Annotated in this window: 19 protein-coding genes; 4 read left to right on the forward strand and 15 right to left on the reverse strand. The window is 38.6% G+C overall.

The genetic code is table 11. From position 1 onward, the window contains the following. Positions 1-322: 322 nt before the first annotated feature. From mdh to dnaE, 12 genes are all read right to left on the reverse strand, one after another. A complete protein-coding gene (mdh, locus tag AC1FXZ_RS17870) occupies positions 323-1,267 on the reverse strand; it encodes a malate dehydrogenase (RefSeq protein ID WP_480056161.1) in 945 nt (314 codons plus the stop codon). 207 nt (positions 1,268-1,474) lie between these two features. After that, positions 1,475-2,743, reverse strand: a complete 1,269-nt coding sequence (gene icd / locus AC1FXZ_RS17875; RefSeq protein ID WP_480056163.1) for an NADP-dependent isocitrate dehydrogenase — start codon at positions 2,741-2,743, stop codon at positions 1,475-1,477. 119 nt (positions 2,744-2,862) lie between these two features. Continuing rightward, positions 2,863-3,978 carry a citrate synthase gene (gene citZ / locus AC1FXZ_RS17880; protein WP_480056165.1) on the reverse strand — a complete coding sequence of 372 codons (1,116 nt, stop codon included), beginning with the start codon at positions 3,976-3,978 and terminating at the stop codon, positions 2,863-2,865. A 219-nt stretch (positions 3,979-4,197) separates the two neighbouring features. Further along, the gene (locus AC1FXZ_RS17885; RefSeq protein WP_480056167.1) at positions 4,198-4,668 is read right to left on the reverse strand and encodes a DUF441 domain-containing protein; all 471 of its coding nucleotides are present in this window, start codon (positions 4,666-4,668) and stop codon (positions 4,198-4,200) included. Between the two features lie 112 nt (positions 4,669-4,780). Further along, the gene (locus AC1FXZ_RS17890; protein ID WP_480056169.1) at positions 4,781-5,176 is read right to left on the reverse strand and encodes an FxsA family protein; all 396 of its coding nucleotides are present in this window, start codon (positions 5,174-5,176) and stop codon (positions 4,781-4,783) included. A gap of 74 nt (positions 5,177-5,250) precedes the next feature. Continuing rightward, complete coding sequence (pyk, locus tag AC1FXZ_RS17895) at positions 5,251-7,005, reverse strand: pyruvate kinase (protein ID WP_480056171.1); 1,755 nt, start codon at positions 7,003-7,005, stop codon at positions 5,251-5,253. Between the two features lie 51 nt (positions 7,006-7,056). Next, entirely contained in the window at positions 7,057-8,016 is a 960-nt protein-coding gene (gene pfkA / locus AC1FXZ_RS17900) for a 6-phosphofructokinase (RefSeq protein WP_480056173.1), read from the reverse strand. 197 nt (positions 8,017-8,213) lie between these two features. After that, complete coding sequence (accA, locus tag AC1FXZ_RS17905; RefSeq protein ID WP_480056175.1) at positions 8,214-9,197, reverse strand: acetyl-CoA carboxylase carboxyl transferase subunit alpha; 984 nt, start codon at positions 9,195-9,197, stop codon at positions 8,214-8,216. Between the two features lie 16 nt (positions 9,198-9,213). After that, positions 9,214-10,059: an acetyl-CoA carboxylase, carboxyltransferase subunit beta gene (accD, locus tag AC1FXZ_RS17910; RefSeq protein WP_480056177.1), complete on the reverse strand. Its 846-nt coding sequence runs from the start codon at positions 10,057-10,059 to the stop codon at positions 9,214-9,216. Positions 10,060-10,115: 56 nt separating this feature from the next. Beyond that, on the reverse strand, positions 10,116-10,781 hold the full coding sequence (locus AC1FXZ_RS17915; protein WP_480056179.1) for a FadR/GntR family transcriptional regulator: 666 nt from the start codon (positions 10,779-10,781) through the stop codon (positions 10,116-10,118). Positions 10,782-10,814: 33 nt separating this feature from the next. Further along, positions 10,815-12,026 carry an NADP-dependent malic enzyme gene (ystJ, locus tag AC1FXZ_RS17920; protein WP_480056403.1) on the reverse strand — a complete coding sequence of 404 codons (1,212 nt, stop codon included), beginning with the start codon at positions 12,024-12,026 and terminating at the stop codon, positions 10,815-10,817. Between the two features lie 196 nt (positions 12,027-12,222). Beyond that, positions 12,223-15,573, reverse strand: coding sequence for a DNA polymerase III subunit alpha (gene dnaE / locus AC1FXZ_RS17925; protein ID WP_480056181.1), 3,351 nt, complete (start codon positions 15,571-15,573; stop codon positions 12,223-12,225). Between the two features lie 177 nt (positions 15,574-15,750). On the opposite strand from dnaE, the gene ytrH reads away from it, so the two are divergent. From ytrH to AC1FXZ_RS17940, 3 genes are all read left to right on the forward strand, one after another. Then, a complete protein-coding gene (ytrH, locus tag AC1FXZ_RS17930; protein ID WP_480056183.1) occupies positions 15,751-16,089 on the forward strand; it encodes a sporulation membrane protein YtrH in 339 nt (112 codons plus the stop codon). Beyond that, positions 16,086-16,592, forward strand: coding sequence for a sporulation membrane protein YtrI (gene ytrI / locus AC1FXZ_RS17935; RefSeq protein ID WP_480056185.1), 507 nt, complete (start codon positions 16,086-16,088; stop codon positions 16,590-16,592). Before ytrH ends, ytrI begins: the two co-directional genes overlap by 4 nt. Before the next feature lie 100 nt (positions 16,593-16,692). Next, a complete protein-coding gene (locus AC1FXZ_RS17940) occupies positions 16,693-16,893 on the forward strand; it encodes a YtzJ family protein (protein WP_480056187.1) in 201 nt (66 codons plus the stop codon). A gap of 55 nt (positions 16,894-16,948) precedes the next feature. Here AC1FXZ_RS17940 and AC1FXZ_RS17945 read toward each other — a convergent pair whose 3' ends face one another. Continuing rightward, the gene (locus AC1FXZ_RS17945) at positions 16,949-17,884 is read right to left on the reverse strand and encodes a DHH family phosphoesterase (RefSeq protein ID WP_480056189.1); all 936 of its coding nucleotides are present in this window, start codon (positions 17,882-17,884) and stop codon (positions 16,949-16,951) included. 123 nt (positions 17,885-18,007) lie between these two features. Here AC1FXZ_RS17945 and AC1FXZ_RS17950 point away from each other — a divergent pair, with 123 nt between their 5' ends. Then, the gene (locus AC1FXZ_RS17950) at positions 18,008-18,292 is read left to right on the forward strand and encodes a YtpI family protein (protein WP_480056191.1); all 285 of its coding nucleotides are present in this window, start codon (positions 18,008-18,010) and stop codon (positions 18,290-18,292) included. Between the two features lie 147 nt (positions 18,293-18,439). On the opposite strand, the gene AC1FXZ_RS17955 is transcribed toward AC1FXZ_RS17950, so the two are convergent. Together AC1FXZ_RS17955 and AC1FXZ_RS17960 are read right to left on the reverse strand one after the other, a co-directional pair. After that, the gene (locus AC1FXZ_RS17955; RefSeq protein WP_480056193.1) at positions 18,440-19,747 is read right to left on the reverse strand and encodes a DRTGG domain-containing protein; all 1,308 of its coding nucleotides are present in this window, start codon (positions 19,745-19,747) and stop codon (positions 18,440-18,442) included. Between the two features lie 97 nt (positions 19,748-19,844). Further along, positions 19,845-20,084 (reverse strand): hypothetical protein, encoded by a 240-nt coding sequence (locus tag AC1FXZ_RS17960; RefSeq protein WP_480056195.1) that lies wholly within the window; start codon positions 20,082-20,084, stop codon positions 19,845-19,847. Positions 20,085-20,176 lie beyond the last annotated feature (92 nt).

The raw sequence follows: 20,176 nt of genomic DNA on the forward strand, positions 1-20,176 counted from the left end.
ATTGCCACACATTCATAAGGTTGGGTTTCATACCTTTTGTGATAGCCCTGAAGCAATGAGCTAAGCCGTCGCATTTTTTAAAGCCTATTATGAGTGGGTTTCTCATAATAGGCGAGCGACGAGCTTGCCATTGCCACACATTCATAAGGTTGGGTTTCATACCTTTTGTGATAGCCCTGAAGCAATGAGCTAAGCCGTCGCATTTTTTAAAGCCTATTATGAGTGGGTTTCTCATAATAGGCGAGCGACAAGCTTGCCATTGCCACACATTCATAAGGTTGGGTTTCATACCTTTTGTGATAGCCCTGACTTTAAGACCTGATTATTCTCTAGGTAACGCAGCCATTACACTACGAACAGACTCTACAGATTTAGCTAAAGCAGCCTTTTCATCTTCTGTTAAATCTAACTCAATGATTCTCTCAATTCCGTCTCCACCTAAGATTGTTGGAACACCTACATAAAGATCCTCATACCCATACTCACCTTCTAGATAGGCGATTGTTGGAACAACACGTTTCTTATCCTTAATGATAGCCTCAACCATTTGAGTAAGAGCTGCAGCTGGAGCATAGTAGGCACTTCCGTTTCCTAAAAGTCCTACGATTTCTCCACCACCTTTACGTGTGCGCTCAACAATGGCATCGATGCGATCTTGAGAAATAAGCTTCTCAAGTGGCACTCCTCCAGCAGCTGAATAGCGAATAAGGGGAACCATATCATCTCCATGTCCACCAAGAACAAACCCTGTGATGTCTTCAACGGAAAGGTTTAACTCTTGTGCAACAAAAGTGCGGAAGCGCGCAGTGTCAAGTACACCAGATTGTCCAATGACACGGTTTTTAGGGAACCCAGACTCTTTGTAAACTGTATAAGTCATTGCATCTGCTGGATTGGTTAAAACAATGATGTAACAATTAGGAGAGTATTTAACTACTTCTCTCGTAACAGCTTTCATGATGCCAGCGTTTGTACTTACTAAATCATCACGACTCATACCAGGTTTTCGTGCAATACCTGCAGTAATAACAACAACATCAGAATCCTTTGTATCTTCATAACTAGAAGTACCTACGATGTTCGAATCAATCCCTGCAACAGGTGTTGATTCAAGCATATCTAAAGCTTTCCCTTTTGTAGGACCCTCCATTTGTGGGATATCTACAAGAACAACATCGCCTAATTCTTTTTGAGCAACCATAAGAGCTGTAGTAGCCCCTGTGAATCCTCCACCGATTACAGAAATCTTCCTGCGTTTAATTGCCACGATGCTCACTCCCTATATTAATAAACTAGTTTTCCATAGTGTTTGCATGCCAACACTATTTATCCACATTTTAGCATCTTTCTATGTACTTGCTCACCATTTATCTTTTAAAATTATAACTCAAAAAAACTAAGGCATGCAGTGACTTAGCTCATTGCGTAAACTTTAAACCCAAAGGTAAAAGTTACCTTTGGGTTTAAGTTAATATTAAAGGTTTTTAATTAGTTCCTCAGCAAAGCCAGAGCAAGAAACTTCAGTTGCTCCATCCATTAGACGAGCGAAATCATATGTTACTACTTTACTAGCAATCGTTTTATCCATTGAAGACATGATCATATCAGCTGCTTCGTTCCATCCTAGGTGACGAAGCATTAACTCTCCTGAAAGAAGTACAGATGATGGGTTTACTTTATCAAGACCCGCATATTTAGGTGCTGTACCGTGTGTAGCTTCAAAAATAGCATGTCCTGAAGCATAGTTAATGTTAGCTCCTGGAGCAATACCAATACCACCAACTTGAGCCGCAAGTGCATCAGAAACATAGTCACCATTTAAGTTCATTGTTGCTACAACATCGAACTCTTTTGGACGAGTTAAGATTTGTTGCAAGAAAATATCAGCGATAGAATCTTTAACGATAATTTTACCAGCTGCTTCTGCCTCAGCTTGTGCTTTATTAGCTGCATCTTTACCTTCAGCTTCAGCAATTTTATCGTATTGATCCCATGTGAATACTTTATCTCCAAATTCACGCTCAGCTAGTTCATAACCCCAGTTTTTGAACGCTCCTTCTGTAAACTTCATGATGTTACCTTTGTGAACTAATGTCACACTCTTACGGCCTTCATCAAGTGCATACTGGATAGCAGCACGAACTAGTCGGTCTGTTCCTTCCTTAGAAACTGGCTTGATTCCAATACCAGAAGTTTCAGGGAAGCGAATTTTGCTAGCACCCATTTCGTTTTGTAAGAAGTTAATAAGCTTCTTCACTTCATCTGATCCTTCTTTGTACTCGATACCAGCATAAATATCTTCAGAGTTTTCACGGAAGATAACCATATCAGTGTCTTCAGGGCGTTTTACTGGTGATGGTACACCTTGGAAATAACGTACTGGACGAAGACACACATAAAGATCAAGCTCTTGACGAAGTGCAACATTTAACGAACGAATTCCTCCACCGATAGGAGTTGTTAAAGGGCCTTTGATTGCAATCATATATTCACGAACTGCTTCTAACGTTGCTTCAGGAAGCCATTCACCAGTTTGATTGTATGCTTTTTCACCAGCAAGAATTTCTTTCCACTCAATTTTCTTTTCGCCATTATATGCCTTCTCTACTGCAGCATCTAATACACGAGAAGCCGCTGCCCAAATATCCGGACCGATTCCATCACCTTCAATGTAAGGAATAATCGGATTGTTTGGTACATCAAGAACACCATTGTTTACTTTAATCACTTCACCATTTGACATAATTCATTACCTCCTAAGTAATTACGAAAGTATAATATAATAATACATTTCTATGTTGCTACTCTTTTAAGCAAATGTCAATCTATGTACAGGGAGGCGATTCCTCCCATTGTACGCTCTTAGCGCTGTTCGACTGGAATATAGGATTGCTTATCAGGCCCAATATATTCAGCACGTGGACGGATCAGTCTGTTATTGCTATACTGCTCTAAAATATGAGCCAACCAACCTGAAGCACGGCTAACAGCAAAGATAGGCGTAAATAAATCATGCTTAATTCCTAGACTGTGGTATACACTTGCAGAATAGAAATCTACATTTGGCAGTAACCCTTTTTCCCTCGTAACCATATCGTTAATCTTCGTAGACATCTCATACCATTTTGTTTCACCTGTAATTTCAGTAAGACGCTTAGACATTTCACGTAAATGCTTCGCACGTGGATCACCATCTTTATATACACGGTGTCCGAAGCCCATAATCTTTTCTTTATTGTCTAACGCTTTGCGAATATATGGTTCAACGTTTTCAACACTTTCAATGTCCATAAGCATTTTCATAACAGCTTCATTGGCTCCACCGTGTAAAGGCCCTTTTAAAGCACCAATCGCTGCTGTAATTCCTGAATAAACATCTGATAATGTTGCCACACATACACGAGCAGTAAACGTTGAAGCATTTAGCTCATGGTCAGCATGTAGTACAAGTGCTTTGTTAAAAGCATTTACAGCAATCTGATCAGGCTCTTTACCAGTTAGCATATAAAGAAAGTTTGCAGCAAACCCTAAGTCCTTACGTGGTGCTACAGGTTCTAGACCTTCACGCACTCTTGAAAACGCTGTCACGATTGTTGGGATTTGCGCTTGTATTTTAAGGGCTTTCAGACGATTAGCATCCTCTTCCATTACATCTGCACTATCATCAAATAATGCAAGACTTGAAATAGCTGTGCGAAGGGCAGCCATCGGGTGAACTTTCCCAATTGGGTAAGCTTTCATTTGATCAATTATCTCTTTTGGTACTTCTGCATTACTAGCTAGCTCCTGAGTAAATTGTTTAAGCTCATCTTCTTTTGGTAATGATCCATTCCAGAGGAGGTAAATAACCTCTTCAAAACTCGCATTATCTGCTAAATCATCAATATCATATCCTTGGTAAGTAAGAACACTTTCAATTATAGAACTAACACTTGATTGTGTAGCTACAATGCCTTCTAGACCACGAGTTGTACTCACGTTAACCTCTCCTTTTCTCAAAAAATCCTATATTTCTTCAAACTAGTAGATGCTTATTCTTCTAAAGAGAATTAAGCGTTGCTATGTAAGAAGGATGTTCACAAGTTCCATTATAACGATTTATTACTCTTTTGTGAACGTTTTCTATAAAAGTTATTAATAAATTCTAAACTTTTTACCCGGCTGATTATTCTGATAACTTCACCCCTTTATTACCCATCAACCTAGATGAGTAATAAAATGGACAATTTTCATCGCTAAATATGCGATACCTGCGCCAATCAACGGCCCAACTGCTACCCCATTAAATAACGCTACTGCTATTATTGTCCCAAAGACTAAAGCAGTTGTTATATGTGGATCTGATTTTAGTAAATCAATTCCATTAGCTGCAATCACCGCAACAAAAATCCCCGCACCTAAAGCAATCCAAGCATATGACGACCTTACAGCTTCACCCAATTGTTTAAAGCCAATTTCTCCCGTTACAATTGGTGTTAAAACCGCAATCGTTATGATCGTTACTCCAATGTTAATTCCCTTTTGTTGAAAAAGTGGAAAAAATTTATCTCCGAGCCCCACCCACTTAATAACAAGTAGAAAAACAACTGCAATCATTAGGGATTGGTTTTTAGCGATTACTGCCACGAGTAGCAAAATCAACATAAATACGGATGCTTGTGAGAACAAGTAACCAACCTTCTTCCTCACTTGCTTATCATAAGAAGCAAGCATTTCATAGCAAACAAATCATATCATATTTTTGCAAAAACAGCTAACAGTCTTACGCTCTTGACTATCATTATTTTCTTGTCATAATGATAAAGTTTCCATTCTTTATCATCTTGCTAAAGATTTTTATTAGAAATGCTTTCGCAATTGTACGTGTCCTCGGAACTAATAAGAAGAACCCAATAGCATCTGTAATAAAGCCTGGAGTCAATAAAACAACCCCACCAATAAGAATACAAACTCCATCAAGCATCACACCACTAGGTAGCTGCCCTTGTTGAGTTTGAAGTTGGGCAAGTCTCAATGTCTGTAATCCTTCTTTTTTAGCTAACCATGCCCCTAGTACACCGGTTGCAATAATCAATAGAATCGTAGGCCATACTCCAATTACATTTCCTGAAAGGATGAGGACAGCGATCTCAAGTGCAGGTACTATAATAATCAATAATAATAATATCCGAAACATTCAGGACTCCTTTATTCACTCTCTTAATGTTTGATATGAGAAGAGGAGAAGGCATCCCTTCTCCTCAAAAAACATTATAGTATACTTGTGTGACCTCTGTAAATGTCACCACGGAAACTATCAACAGTAATTTCATCACCGTCTTTAAATAACTTCAGAGCATTATCGACTCCAACAATGACTGGCGTACTAAGATTCAAACCAACAACAGCAGCATGAGATGTTAAGCCACCTTCTTCAGTGATTACCGCCACTGCTTTTTCAAATGCAGGGATCATATCTTTATCAGTGCTATACGTTATTAAAATGGATTCTTCATCTACTTTTTCGTTAGCTTCCTTAGCATTATTAGCAATAACAACACGCCCAGCAGCAGAGCGACGTCCAATCCCCTGTCCTCTTGCAATAACTTCTCCAATTACATGGACTCTCATAATATTTGTTGTTCCAGATTCACCGACAGGTACACCTGCAGTGATAACAACAAGGTCACCTTGCTTAACAGAACCTGAGTCTAATGCTGTTCTAATTGTTTGCTCAAACATTTCATCTGTTGAAGTTGCTTCTTGTCCTAATATAGGTGTTACCCCCCAAACTAGGTTAAGCTTGCGAATAACTTTCGGGCTACTAGCAACAGCTATGATAGGAGATTCAGGACGATATTTCGACACGATGCGTGTAGTATGGCCACTTTCAGTCGGCGTTAAAATAACACGAGCTGCTAAGTTAGAGGCAGTATGTGCTACCGATTGACCAATGGCACTTGTGATTGATTTCGTTTCTTCTTTTGTTTTCTTTCTAAGCATGGCACTATAATTTAAAGCTTGTTCTGTTCGAACAGCAATGTTATTCATTGTTTGGACCGATTCAACAGGATAATCCCCTGCAGCCGTTTCACCAGATAGCATAATCGCATCTGTTCCATCAAATATAGCATTAGCGACATCACTAGCCTCGGCACGTGTCGGTCTAGGATTACGTTGCATGGAATCAAGCATTTGTGTTGCGGTAATAACTGGTTTAGCAGCAGCATTACACTTTTTAATAAGTAACTTTTGTACAAGAGGTACTTCCTCTGCAGGAATTTCAACCCCAAGGTCACCTCGTGCAACCATTAAACCATCAGAAACCTCAAGAATTTCATCAATATTCTCAACACCTTCTTGATTCTCAATCTTCGGGATAATATGAATTTCGTTGCCACCATTATTATCTAGAAGTTCACGAATTTCTAAAACATCACTCGCCCTGCGAACAAATGAGGCAGCGATAAAATCAACACCTTGCTCAATTCCAAACTTAATATCATCAGCATCCTTCTCCGTGATACCTGGGAGATTTACACTGACATTTGGTACGTTTACTCCTTTTTTATTTTTCAACGTGCCACTGTTTAATACTTTTGTAACGATTTCTTCTGAACCAATCTCAGTTACTTCAAGTCCAATTAATCCATCATCTAATAAGATTTTCGAACCCGGTTGGACATCTTGAATGAGGCCAGGATATGTAACGGAAATTTTCTTGTTGTTTCCAATAACTTCTGTCATCGAAACAATTAATTCATCACCTGCTGTTAAATCAGCAGCTCCATCTTCTAACGTTTGAGTTCGAATTTCTGGACCTTTGGTATCAAGTAAAATCGCAACCGTTTTTCCTACTTTATTAGCAGCCTCGCGAATATTACGAATTCTTGCTCCATGTTCTTCAAAATCACCATGAGAAAAGTTTAAACGTGCCACATTCATTCCTGCTTCAATTAGAGCCTCGAGTTTTTCAATCGACTCACTTGCTGGACCAATCGTACATACAATCTTCGTTTTGCGCATATTATCCTCCTAAAATGCATGTGTAATAGTTAACAATAAATAAATACTTAGTTAGATCGATAGTTGTTGGGATAATTTGTACATCTCCATATCAATCGAGTGTTTTTGTGAAAGAGCCTCGTTTATGTCATGATACACAAGCTCGTTTCTTTCTATACCTACAGTTACACCAGCTTTCCCTTCTAAGAGAAGGTCTACAGCTTTTGCACCGAGACGGCTCGCTAGAACACGATCAAAGCCTGTTGGTGATCCTCCACGTTGAATATGACCTAACACCGTCACTCGTGTCTCGATATTCATCTGATCACTAATTTTCTTACCAAATTCTATCCCACTTCCAACACCTTCAGCCACAATAATAATGCTGTGTTTCTTGCCACGGGCTTGACCACGTTCCAAACGTGCAATGATCTCTGACATTTTATAACCAGCTTCAGGAACAACGATCGATTCTGCTCCATCTGCAAGTCCTGACCACAGAGCAAGGTCGCCAGCATGACGCCCCATTACTTCAATAACATAAGTCCGTTCATGAGAAGTAGCTGTATCACGAATTTTATCAATAGCGTCTATAACAGTATTTAAGGCTGTATCAAAGCCAATTGTAAAATCGGTACCTGGTATATCATTATCAATTGTTCCAGGCACTCCGACCGTCGGGAACCCATGCTCTGTTAACTTTTGCGCTCCACGATACGAGCCATCTCCACCAATCACAACTAATCCCTCAATACCAGCTTTTTTTAATTGCTCAATCGCCTTTTTCTGCCCTTCAGGCGTTCTGAACTCTTCGCAACGAGCCGTATAAAGCATCGTACCCCCACGGTGAATAATATCACCGACTGAACCTAGTTCCATTTTAGTAATGTCACCGGCTATCAGACCCGCATAACCATACGAAACCCCATACACTTCTACGTCATGGTATATAGCTTTCCTAACAACAGCACGTATTGCTGCATTCATTCCAGGAGAATCGCCACCACTAGTTAGAACAGCTATTTTTTTCATAATCAAACCTCCCAAAAATGGTTTCATACAATAAATATGTTAATGATCAATGCTATTTATTAGCATGTGTACTTTTTCTTTCAATATGATTATGTAGTAAAGATTACCTGCTAATTTTTAAAATACCATTTTACTTTGACGAATACAATACAGTTTCGTAGCGCAGAAAAAAGTGCTTCCTAAAAGGGCGGAAGCACTTATCCTTTATTTAAAGGTATGGCATCGTTTACATAGGTAAATTGTCCGATTGTTTTGTATTTTTGATAGCGTTGTTCCATTAATTCACTTTCATCTAATTTTGAAAGTTGAGTCAATGATTCTTCAAGGACGCGATCAATCACTTCTCCTTGAGCGACAAGGTCTCGATGAGCTCCACCTTTTACCTCACGAATAATTTCATCAATTACTCCAAGCTCTTTTAAATCCGGTGCTGTTATTTTCATCGATTCTGCGGCTTTTTGTGCAAGCGACGCATCTTTCCACAATAATGCTGCAGCACCTTCAGGGGAAATTACAGAATATGTCGAATTTTCCAGCATATGGAGGTGATTACCTACACCAAGTGCTAATGCGCCACCACTTCCTCCTTCGCCGATAACAATACAAATAACAGGTACTGTAAGACCAGCCATTTCGAGTAAGTTTCTGGCAATGGCCTCACTTTGCCCTCTCTCCTCTGCAGCTTTACCTGGGTACGCTCCTTTTGTGTCAATAAAACAAATAATTGGGCGCTTAAATTTTTCTGCCTGCTTCATTAACCTAAGTGCTTTACGGTATCCCTCTGGATGAGGCATCCCAAAGTTACGACGTATATTTTCCTTCGTATCTTTTCCACGTTGATGGCCAATGACCGTTATCGGACGTCCTTTATATTTAGCAATTCCACCAACGATCGCCTCATCGTCTCCATATAGACGGTCACCATGCATTTCAATGAAATCAGTAAATAATTGCTCAATATAATCTAAAGTAGTTGGTCGCTCATTCAACCTTGCAATTTGAACACGCTCCCATGGCTGTAGGTTCCCGTAAATATCACGTTCTAATTGTTGCAGACGACTCTCAAGCTTATTAATCTCATCTGTTAGATCAATCTCTTTTTCTGCCGTGAAAGTTTTCAGTTCAGAAATCTTATTTTTCAGTTCTAATATAGGTTTTTCAAACCCTAGTTCACTTGCCATTCGTGTGACACCTCCTTTATAAAGAGTGAATATCTAAAATAGTAGTCAATGTATCTTTCATTTCGTGGCGATGTACAACTCTATCCAATTGGCCGTGCTTTAAAAGAAACTCGGCAGTTTGAAAGTCCTCTGGTAATTCTTGACGAATCGTTTGTTCAATAATCCGGCGTCCAGCAAAGCCAATTAATGCTTTAGGTTCAGCGAAGTTATAGTCACCTAAAGAAGCAAAACTCGCTGATACCCCACCAGTTGTAGGATGAGTCATGATTGAAACAAATAAGCCACCTTGACGATGAAGCTTCTGTAAGGCTGCGCTTGTTTTTGCCATTTGCATTAAACTAAGTACACCCTCTTGCATTCTCGCTCCACCAGATGCTGAAAACAAAATGAAAGGCGCCTTGATCTCAATTGCATGCTCGACAGCTCTTGTGATTTTTTCACCAACAACCGAACCCATGCTACCCATTCGAAACCTTGAATCCATTACAGCCAGTACAGCACTAAATCCATTTATAGTACCTTTTCCTGTTACAATCGCTTCATTGATATCCGTTTTTTTGCGGTCCGCTTCTAACTTATCTTCATAGGTAGGAAAGTTCAGTGGATTTTGACTAATCATTTCTTTATCGAATTCCACAAATGTACTTTCATCAAATAAACTATTTATTCGTTCATAGGCTGTCATACGATGATGATGTCCACATGAATCACAGACGTTCAAATTCTTTTGTAATTCTTTTGTGTACATAATTGTCCGACAAGAAGGACATTTTGTCATTAGACCTTCAGGAACTTCTTGTTTGGCACGTTCTGAAGGAATCGTAGCATACCTCTTTTTTTTCTTCAAAAAATCCTTTAGCATTCTTCCACCTCGCTCGCTTACTACATCTTATGGTTATTTCTAATTATTAGTACAAGCTAAAAACGACTATTTCTTAAATGACGCTTCATTGCTTGTGTTGCTGACTCTTGATCACGATTGTTTATTGCCTGATAAATTTCCTCATGCTCCTGAAGTGATACGGGCATCCTTCCTTCTCTCTTTAAAGAGCGTTCTATTGCTATTTTGTTGTATTCCACGAGTGATACCCATAGATTGAGCAGCAAACGATTGTGACTTGCTTCTACGATTGTTTTATGGAATAAATAATCTTCTTCAACCGGCAAGTCTCCATATGACCATTCTTCCTTAGCAGAGATTATCAGTTTATTTAATTGGACAACCGACTCATCAGTAATTCTCTCGCAAGCTAACTTAAGAGCTTCAAGCTCTACTATTCGTCTTGTCTCAGTTAAATCCTTCTTTGCATTGTCATCTTTAAGAAGAAATGATAAAAGTATTTCTATCAGACGATAACTACCAAACGGTTTAATAAATGTTCCTTCCCCACGCCTTGTCTCAATAAGATCTAATAATTCTAATGCGCGTAAGGCCTCTCGAACAGATGAGCGACCGACTTCAAGGCGGTCGCTCAACTCTCTTTCTGATGGTAATTTATCTCCACTTGCTAACTGATCTTCATTAATAATCGTGTTTATTTGTTTTATGACTTCAAGATAGACTTTTGGTTTTTCTGATGACATTGTCACCCTTCACCTCAGTTATAAACAATTAATTTATTCTTCATCCCCAATAATTGCAAGTTTTTTTGTTTTCTCAGCAATTTGAGCAGGGTCTACCTTTTTACGAGCTACTCCAGTTTCCATCGCTGTCTTTGCAACAGCAGCCGCAACAGACGGTGCTACACGAGGGTCAAAAGGAGCTGGAATAACATAATCTGAAGAAAGGTCTTTTTCAGCCACAAGTCCAGCAATCGCGTAAACAGCAGCCACTTTCATTTCTTCGTTAATATGAGTAGCTCTAACATCTAGTGCTCCACGGAAAATTCCTGGGAATGCTAATACATTATTAACCTGATTAGGAAAATCTGAACGCCCTGTTCCAACTACACTTGCTCCGGCTTCTTTCGCTTCATCTGGCATAATTTCTGGAACTGGGTTCGCCATAGCAAAAATTATAGGGTTGTCATTCATACTTTCAACCATCTCTTTTGTTAAAGCTCCAGCAACAGAAACTCCAATAAATACATCTGTACCTTTAATAACATCTGCTAGACTTCCTTCTAATCTGTCACGATTTGAAAATTTAGCAACCTCTGCCTTCATATCATTCATCCCATATGAACGCCCCTCGAAAATAGCGCCTTTAGAGTCGCACATAATAATATCTCTAACACCCATACGTTGCATAAGTTTCATAATCGCTATTCCCGCAGAACCGGCACCATTGGCAACTACTTTAATTTCAGATAGTTTTTTGCCGGTAATTTTTAGCGCATTAATTAACCCTGCTAACGTTACAATTGCCGTACCATGTTGATCATCATGGAATACAGGGATATTTGTTTCTTTTTTCAGGCGCTCTTCAATTTCAAAACATTCTGGTGCAGCAATATCTTCAAGATTAACCCCACCAAAAGTTGGCTCCATCAATTTAACTGTTTCTACAATCTTATCGACATCATTTGAACGTAAGCATATCGGAAAAGCATCTACACCAGCAAATGATTTAAATAGAACTGCTTTTCCTTCCATAACAGGCAATGATGCTTCTGGTCCAATGTTTCCAAGACCTAGAACTGCCGTACCGTTACTAACAACAGCGACCATATTGCCTTTCATCGTATATTCATAAACAGACTCAATGTCTTCAAAAATTTCCTTACACGGCTCTGCTACTCCAGGAGAATAGGCCAAACTTAAATCTTTTGCATTTCTTACAGGGACCTTAGTTTTTGATTCTAGCTTACCTTGATTGACACGATGCATATGTAAGGCTTCTTCTCTTGTGGTTGCCACAACGACACTCTCCTTTTTATTTCTGAATAGTATTGTGATTTACTCACTGGTCTGACCACTAAAACATTCTTAATTATATAGAAAATTAGTTGATTAGCCAAGTCTCAAAGTCTTATTATTTAGAGATTGTTCAATTTTTTTTATATATAATCCGGCTTTATCGTCTTTATGTCGTACTTTCTTTTAGGATTACATTATTCTTTCCTAATAAATATTCAAGCTTTTCAATGAACTCTTCACTTGCAGTAACCCTTAATTTTTTTGGTAAATGAAGTGTTTGTTTTGTTTGCTCATAATATAAAATAACAGGGATTGTTCCTTGACTAGATAACAGCAGTTTTTTCAAATGTTCTAACAAGTCTGGATTTTGTCTGTCCGAACTTATACGTAAATAAAGCGTTTTTTCTGAGGTTACCTTTGTCGTAAGTTGTTTAACAGAAGCTACTTTGTCTACTAGAAATTGAACTCGATTTTGTGTATCATCGTAACGCCCTTCTATTAAATTTAATTCACCTTCTACCAATAATTGCTGATACATTTTCCATACACGCGGAAAAATAACTAAATCAATACTTCCTGATTCATCAGTCAAAACTGAGAAACCCATCGCTTCACCTTTTTTTGTTTTAATTCTTCTCATTTTAGTAAGAAGTCCGGCTATCCGACTCTTTCCTCTAAGAGTTATTGCTTCTTGTACCGTTCGTCTCCCTACGTTTTTTAGATTATTTTTATAGGATTCAATTGGATGCCCAGATAAATAGAAACCAAAAGCTTCTTTCTCATAATCCAGTTTCTCTTGTGGCTGAAGGGGCTCAAGGGCTTTGTATTCAGGTGCTTGAATATCAAGAGTGAAAAGGCCTTCTGTTGCATCTTGAAAGGATTTCACTTCTTGAGCAAAGCGCAATGCTTCTTCGACAGAATACAATAATGTTGCACGCTCATTGTGTAAGTCATCCATCGCCCCTGCCTTTATTAAATTTTCTATTGCTTTTTTATTCACTATTCTCTGGTCTATACGTACAACAAAATCAAATAAGTCACTATAACCTTCTGAGCCCCTTTGTTGTACAATCATTTGTGCTGCTTGTAAACCGACATGATTTATTGGCAGTAACCCAAAACGAATGCCAGTATCTTCAATCGAAAATAATATTTCACTTTTCCCGACCGATGGGGGCAGAACGTTGTACCCTGATTCCTTACACTCATGAATATGGTGAGAGAGTTTTTCTGCTTGATTCCAAACGGCTGATAAAAGCGCTGTATAAAAAGCTAAAGGAAAATTAGCTTTTAAATACGCTAATTGGTAACTTATCATGCTATAGGCAACAGCGTGACTTCGGTTAAAACCATAATCTGCAAAGCGCTCTATTAACTCATAGACTTTTACAGCGACTTCTTTCGTATATCCTTTCTCAATCGCTCCTTTTAAAAATGACTCACGTTGAAGGTCTAATTCTACTTTCTTTTTTTTGCTTATTGCTCTTCTGAGAATGTCTGCTTGTGCTAGGGTAAACCCAGCCATTAAGGAGGCAACTTCCATTATCTGTTCTTGGTAAATAATTACACCATATGTTCTTTTTAAAATTGGTTCAAGGTCTTCATGGACAAATGTTATGTCTTCTTTCCCATGCTTCCCTTTTATATAAGTCGGAATATAGTCCATTGGTCCGGGGCGGTATAAAGCATTAACAGCAACAATATCTTCAAACTCAGTCGGTTGCAACCTTTTTAATACCTGCCTCATCCCATCCGATTCAAGTTGGAAGACACCAGTGGTTTCTCCTTTCGCGAGTAACTCAAATGTTTTTGGGTCATCTAAAGGAATCGTAGTTAAGTCGACCTTTTTTCCATGATAACTTCTTATTAATTGTATAATGTTTTCAAGGATTGTTAAATTTCGCAAACCAAGGAAATCGAACTTTAAAAGACCTAGCCTTTCGACCACCTCCATGGTAGCTTGTGTTAACGAAACTGTCGATTGCCCTGCTTGTAAAGCCATTAGTTTTGTCAGAGGTTCAGCGCTGATAACAACTCCTGCCGCATGTGTCGATGCATGCCTCGGAAGTCCTTCAAGTTGTACAGCAATTTCCCATAGGTTCGATAACTGTGGCTCTTTAATCAAAGAACTCAATCGCTTGCTAACTTCTAACGCTTTTTTTAGCGTCATACCCGGTGTAGATGGAATTTCATTTGCTATCTGACTTACCATATAGCTATCTACGCCTAATACTTTCCCAACATCGCGCACAACTGCTCTAGCAGCCAGTGTTCCAAACGTAATAATTTGTGCAACATGTTCATGCCCATATTTTTTTTGCACATAATCTATCATCTCGTCTCTTCTATGATCAGGGAAATCAATATCAATATCAGGCATAGAAATCCGCTCATGATTTAAAAATCGTTCAAATAATAAATCATATTTCAAGGGATCAACATTCGTAATTTGAAGAGCGTATGCAACGAGCGAACCTGCGGCGGACCCACGTCCCGGTCCCGTTAGGATCCCTTGACTCCTTGCATATTTCATAAAATCCCATACGATTAAAAAGTAATCACTAAATCCCATTTCGTTTATAACCGAGAGTTCTTTATCTAACCGTTGAACCACCTCATCAGAGAGTTCTCCGTAACGATATTTACAGCCTTCTTCACATAAAGAACGAAGAAGGTCTTCTCCGTTTTCCTCATCAGTTGGGAACTTTGGTAGCTTTGGTCTATCTAGTTCGAGTTTTACCGAACATAGAGAAGCAAACCGTTCTGTATTCGCTAAAAGTTGCTCGTCCTTTTGGTACTTGTCTAGCATCTCGGAAGGACTGAGTAAATAATGCGATTTCTCGCCTTTTCCAAGAGGATAATCTTCAATTTTCACTCCTTCTCTTATAGCCCTAACAACATGATAGGAAAAGATTTGTTGTTCGTCTAAAAATCTACATGGGTGGGAAGCTATTAATTGGATGTTACCCTTTTCTGAAAACAACTTAAGCTTCTTTTGTTTTTCTTCATCACCACCTGTTTTCTGCAATTCTAGAAACCAATCAGAAGCCCGAGTCCCACCACTCCAATCCTTTAACCATTTCCATGCATGATCGTATTCCTCCTGTGAAATAGCAGCTTCTATCGGCCCATTTTGATATGGAATAATGATTACTACATCATGTAATAGGGGTGTAAGTTCGCTACAAGTAAGTCCTATTCGCTTACCTTGTTTATGTCCAAGCAGCGTTGAAATCTTGAGAAGATTAGCATAGCCATTTTCATTTTTTGCATAAATTCTTAGTAATGAAAAATGTTCTTCATCACTTTGTATCGTTACCTCAAGTCCAAAAATTGGTTTAATCTCGTTTTTTAAACAAGCTTGGTAAAACGGGACGGCCCCATACATCACATGATGATCACATAACGCCAATGAATGATAGCCAAGTTCCTTTGCCGTCTTTACCAATTCCTCTACTCGATTCGTTGATGATAGAAGACTGTATTCACTATAAACTTGAGTTTGAACAATCTCCATACAACTCGCCTCAACTTTCTTTAATTCTTCTTCTAGTATAGTACAGATTTGCTCTTAATTAATATGAGAAGACTTTATGAATTGTACATTTGAGTCATAATTCACTACTTCTTGTCCTATATATGGTGTAGGAAGACTGTTTTTAGAGAATCGAATTCATGAAAGTTGGTGGACCACATGCTAAGTCGAGAACTTCTTGCAACACTAATTATAGATTTCTTTGTTGCTTTTGGCGTCATTATTGGTGGAGCTATCATCGGTGGAATTGGAGCCTTTCTAATTGGGAAACCACCTTTATCCGTCATGCACGATTTAGCTGGAAGTTTAAAAATATGGGCAATTGTTGCTGCAATCGGAGGTACATTTGATGCAATAACGAGTATTGAGCGAGGGCTTTTCTATGGAACCCATGATGATATTTTCAAAACTGGATTTATGATCTTTGCCGCTTTATGTGGGGCGCAATCTGGTACTATCCTGATTCAATGGATTGTCGGGGAGTCCCTTTCATCATGAGAGTCCCTCCATTTTATGAAAGGCCAACTGTGAAGCGGTTCTTCGCTGGTATGATACTAGGAGTTATAATAGGATGGTTCTTTTTTGTCTATCAATATGGACAAGTGTACGAAGGTTTAATGCTGCGGATTAACGAGCAAGAAGCGATTATCGGTGAACTCGAAGCTGATATCGAACAGCTTCGTAGTGATCAAAATCGATTAAATGAGGAGAATCAAAAGAAATTAACGATCCAAGAAATTGATATCCAATTCAGCAATGACAGAAAGTTGCGACTCAACCAACTTACACTGCTTGATTTAAAGCAACAAGCATTAAATGAATTACAGTATATAAAGCGTAAAGATATCGAAACTGTATCGAATATGAGTGAATTGATGATTAGTACGCTTGAAAATAAAGTGTTTCGCGCTGGAGATAAACGGTATCAGTTAAAAGTTGAACAACTTCATTTAACTACCACACTTCGAATACACGTCAAAATAGTCCCTTCAAACAGTTGATTGTCACAGTTTTTCGAACATTTAAACAAACGCACTCTTATGGCGAGACTAGTAGTGTATAATATTGATAGGATCTCATTTCCAATAGGAGGGATTGATCATGAAAGTACCCGGTAGAAATATGGTTATAAATCGCAAAGAGTTAGCGTTACAAAAAGTAGAAAAAATTAAAAACGGCTTATCTGCTTTTGCTGAATCCAAAGAAGTAACCGATCTTATTCGAAGTGAACTTAAGAAACAATCCGTCCCTGTTAATGAAGATGTAACTGACGTCGGTTCTTGGTTTTATCCTGTAAAATAATTCAACAACAAAGTTGGGAGGATAACTTACTGATACAGTCGCCTCCCAATGACAATCATTGTTTGCACACATTTACCAATTTTTCAATAATCTCATCTGTTTCGTTCCACGAATAGGCAGTAGCTCCAGCTGCCATGGGATGCCCTCCACCGTTATGCTCAGCAGCAATCGAGTTAATAACAGGCCCCTTTGAGCGCAGTCTAACACGGATTTTCTCATCTTCTTCTACAAAAAATACCCACACTTTCAATCCTTCAACATCGGAAAACGCATTGACTAACTGAGATGATTCCGATGAACTCACATTAAACGTTTGAAGTATCTCCTTCGTAAGACGCATAACTCCTACTTGGTTGTCAATAATTGAAAAATGCTGAAGCACGTAGCCTTGAAGTCTTGTCATCTTCAAGTCTTTTCTATATAACTTTGAATAGAATTCATTCTGGTCAAACGAATGTTTTATTAGGACACTTGCTTTTTCTAATGTATTAGGCGTTGTATTCGAATATCTAAAGCGCCCTGTATCTCCAACAATTCCTGCATATAATAGCAATGCTGACTCCGAACTTAATTGATAATTGTAAGAGGCAGCTTCTTCAACCAACTCGACAATCATCTCACTTGTAGAACTAAAAGATGGTTCCACCCAGTTTAAATCTCCATATTCTTCAACATTTGGATGATGATCAATCTTGATAACAAAAGACGCTTTCGAGTAACGTTTATCATCAATTCGATCAGTATTGGCCGTATCACATACAATACTAAGCGCCCCATCAAAGGCTGTATCTCCAACATCATCCATCTTCCCAAGAAACGCTAAAGAAGGTTCCATCTCACCTACTGCAAATATCTCCTTTTTTGGAAAACGTTCTTTCAAAATTTGTACAAGTCCTAATTGTGACCCCAGTGCATCTGGGTCCGGGCGTTCATGCCGATGAACAATAATTGTTTGATATTGTTCAATTTTCTCTACTATCTGCTTAATCATGCCTCATGCTCCTTTTTATATAGTTGTTCAAAGTTCCTCCACTGGCAAATTCACTCATCTCGAGATACAATGTCTTTTAGAGGTTGTTAGATCATGACAGCTTTTAGAATAAGGGAGGTACATATGGACAAACTATTAACTATTATTATTGTTATTTCAGCAGTCTTTTTCATTTATAACAAAATAAGAATGTGGCGCTCAAAAGAATCGTTATTAAAACGGATCTATCAAACGAAATCTTCTCTTTCTTTAGGTTTTTTTCTCACAGCATTCGGCGCTAACCTTATTGTTTTTAATAGAAGCACAATAGACATTGTCGTTGGAGCTGTCTTTGCTATACTTGGTGTTGCTAATGTTGTCTATGGCTTTCGTGCATCACGCCACTATATTGCCCAATTAGGTGATTAGCGAATCAATTACAAACTTATATAGGGTGACATAAAAAGAGAGTGTTCTAAAACTAAATCACTCCCTTATAGGAAGCCACTGAAAAAGGCAGAATCGACTTTTTTCAGTGGCCTTCTTAATGTCACCCAATCTTACTTTTTTGTTTGCTTAATCAATTACCTGCGCCATCATCATCGCTTTTCCAACAATAGCTTCGTCATGGTACAATTCGACATCAATTTTTCCGTTCTTTCTACCTATCTCTAAAATTTTTGGTCGAATTGTAATAATATTTTCTATCTGCACTGGCTTAATAAAATAAAGTGTTATATTTTCGACTACTAAGTCACCTTTTTTGTACTTACGCATGACTCTGCTACCTATTTCTGTTACAAGTGTTGTAATGACTCCATTTGAAATCGTTCCTAGTTGGTTTGTCATTTGAGGTGTTACTTCACATTCAAAAATAAGATCGTCTGCTGTAGACTTGTCTTGCACCCTACTTGTTACAATATCTTCAATTGTCTCACCAATATGGGGCTGCCTTTGTACCATCTGTAATGCTTTTAAAACATCCTGACGGCTAATGACACCTAGTAACTTTCTCTGATTATCAATAACAGGTAGAAGCTCAATCCCTTCCCAAACCATTACATGGGCAACGGCTGCAACAGATGTACGCTCATTTACCGTTATCGGGTTACTTGTCATCACCTTTTCAATCGGCGTTTGCCTAGAAGCACCTAGTACATCTTTTGCTGCTACCATCCCCTGGATTTTTAAGTTTCCATCGATGACAGGATACCTGCTATGACCAGTTTTTGAATTTAAATCATGCCATTTTTCAACCGTATTTTGAGTGGTCATATAAAATGTATCTTGAAATGGTATGAGTATGTCATCTACAAGCACAATCTCTTTTTTGATGAGTTGATCATAAATGGCACGATTAATCATTGCAGCAACTGTAAACGTATCATAACTTGTAGAGATGATCGGCAATTCAAGCTCATCTGCTAAAGCAATCACATCTTCGCTCGTATCAAACCCTCCGGTAATGAGGACGGCAGCTCCAGCTTCAAGTCCGACTTTATGAACTTGGTAACGGTTCCCAACAATTAACAGGTTTCCTGCTTCTACATAACGCATCATTGCTTCAAGTTTCATCGCACCAATGACAAAGCGATTCAGCGTTTTATGAAGCCCTTGCCGACCACCTAATACTTGTCCATCAACAATGTTTACGACTTCAGCGTATGTAAGCTTTTCAATATTTTCTTTCTTTTTCATTTCAATTCGCACTGTACCAACTCGTTCAATGGTACTGACAAGACCTTGATTCTCAGCTTCTTTAATAGCGCGATAAGCCGTTCCTTCACTTACTGTAAGGGCTTTAGCAATCGATCGGACAGAAATTTTTTCCCCTACGGCTAAATTGGTTATATACTCAATAATTTGCTCATGCTTCGTAGCCATGATAGCCACCACACTTTCACTTAGCTGTTTTACTTTCAACATAGTCTGTATTACTTTACATTATACGTCTGAAAGTTCGGACTATCAAGGCTTCATGTTAACCTCGCATTTTTTCACGTTCGTTTTGTTGACTGTGCATAGGTACAGCAACCTTTGTTTTCCTTCTTTTATGATATAACAGATGCAAACCATTCCCACTAATAACGAACATGGCAAACACAATCCAAGACCACGCAAAAACTCTATCTATTCCTGAACCATCAAACGGTAAATACTCTAAACCGTATACGAGCATGGCCACAGAGAGCAAAAAGGATAAAAATAAGCGCTGCTTCATACAAATCTCCTCCTTTTTCTTTTATACATACATATGCTAAAAACAAAGAAAAAGACCAAGCCACAGCTTGTACTTCCATGCCTGTAACATAA

The sequence above is a fragment of the Halalkalibacter sp. HAAS-P014 genome (genome assembly GCF_056619965.1).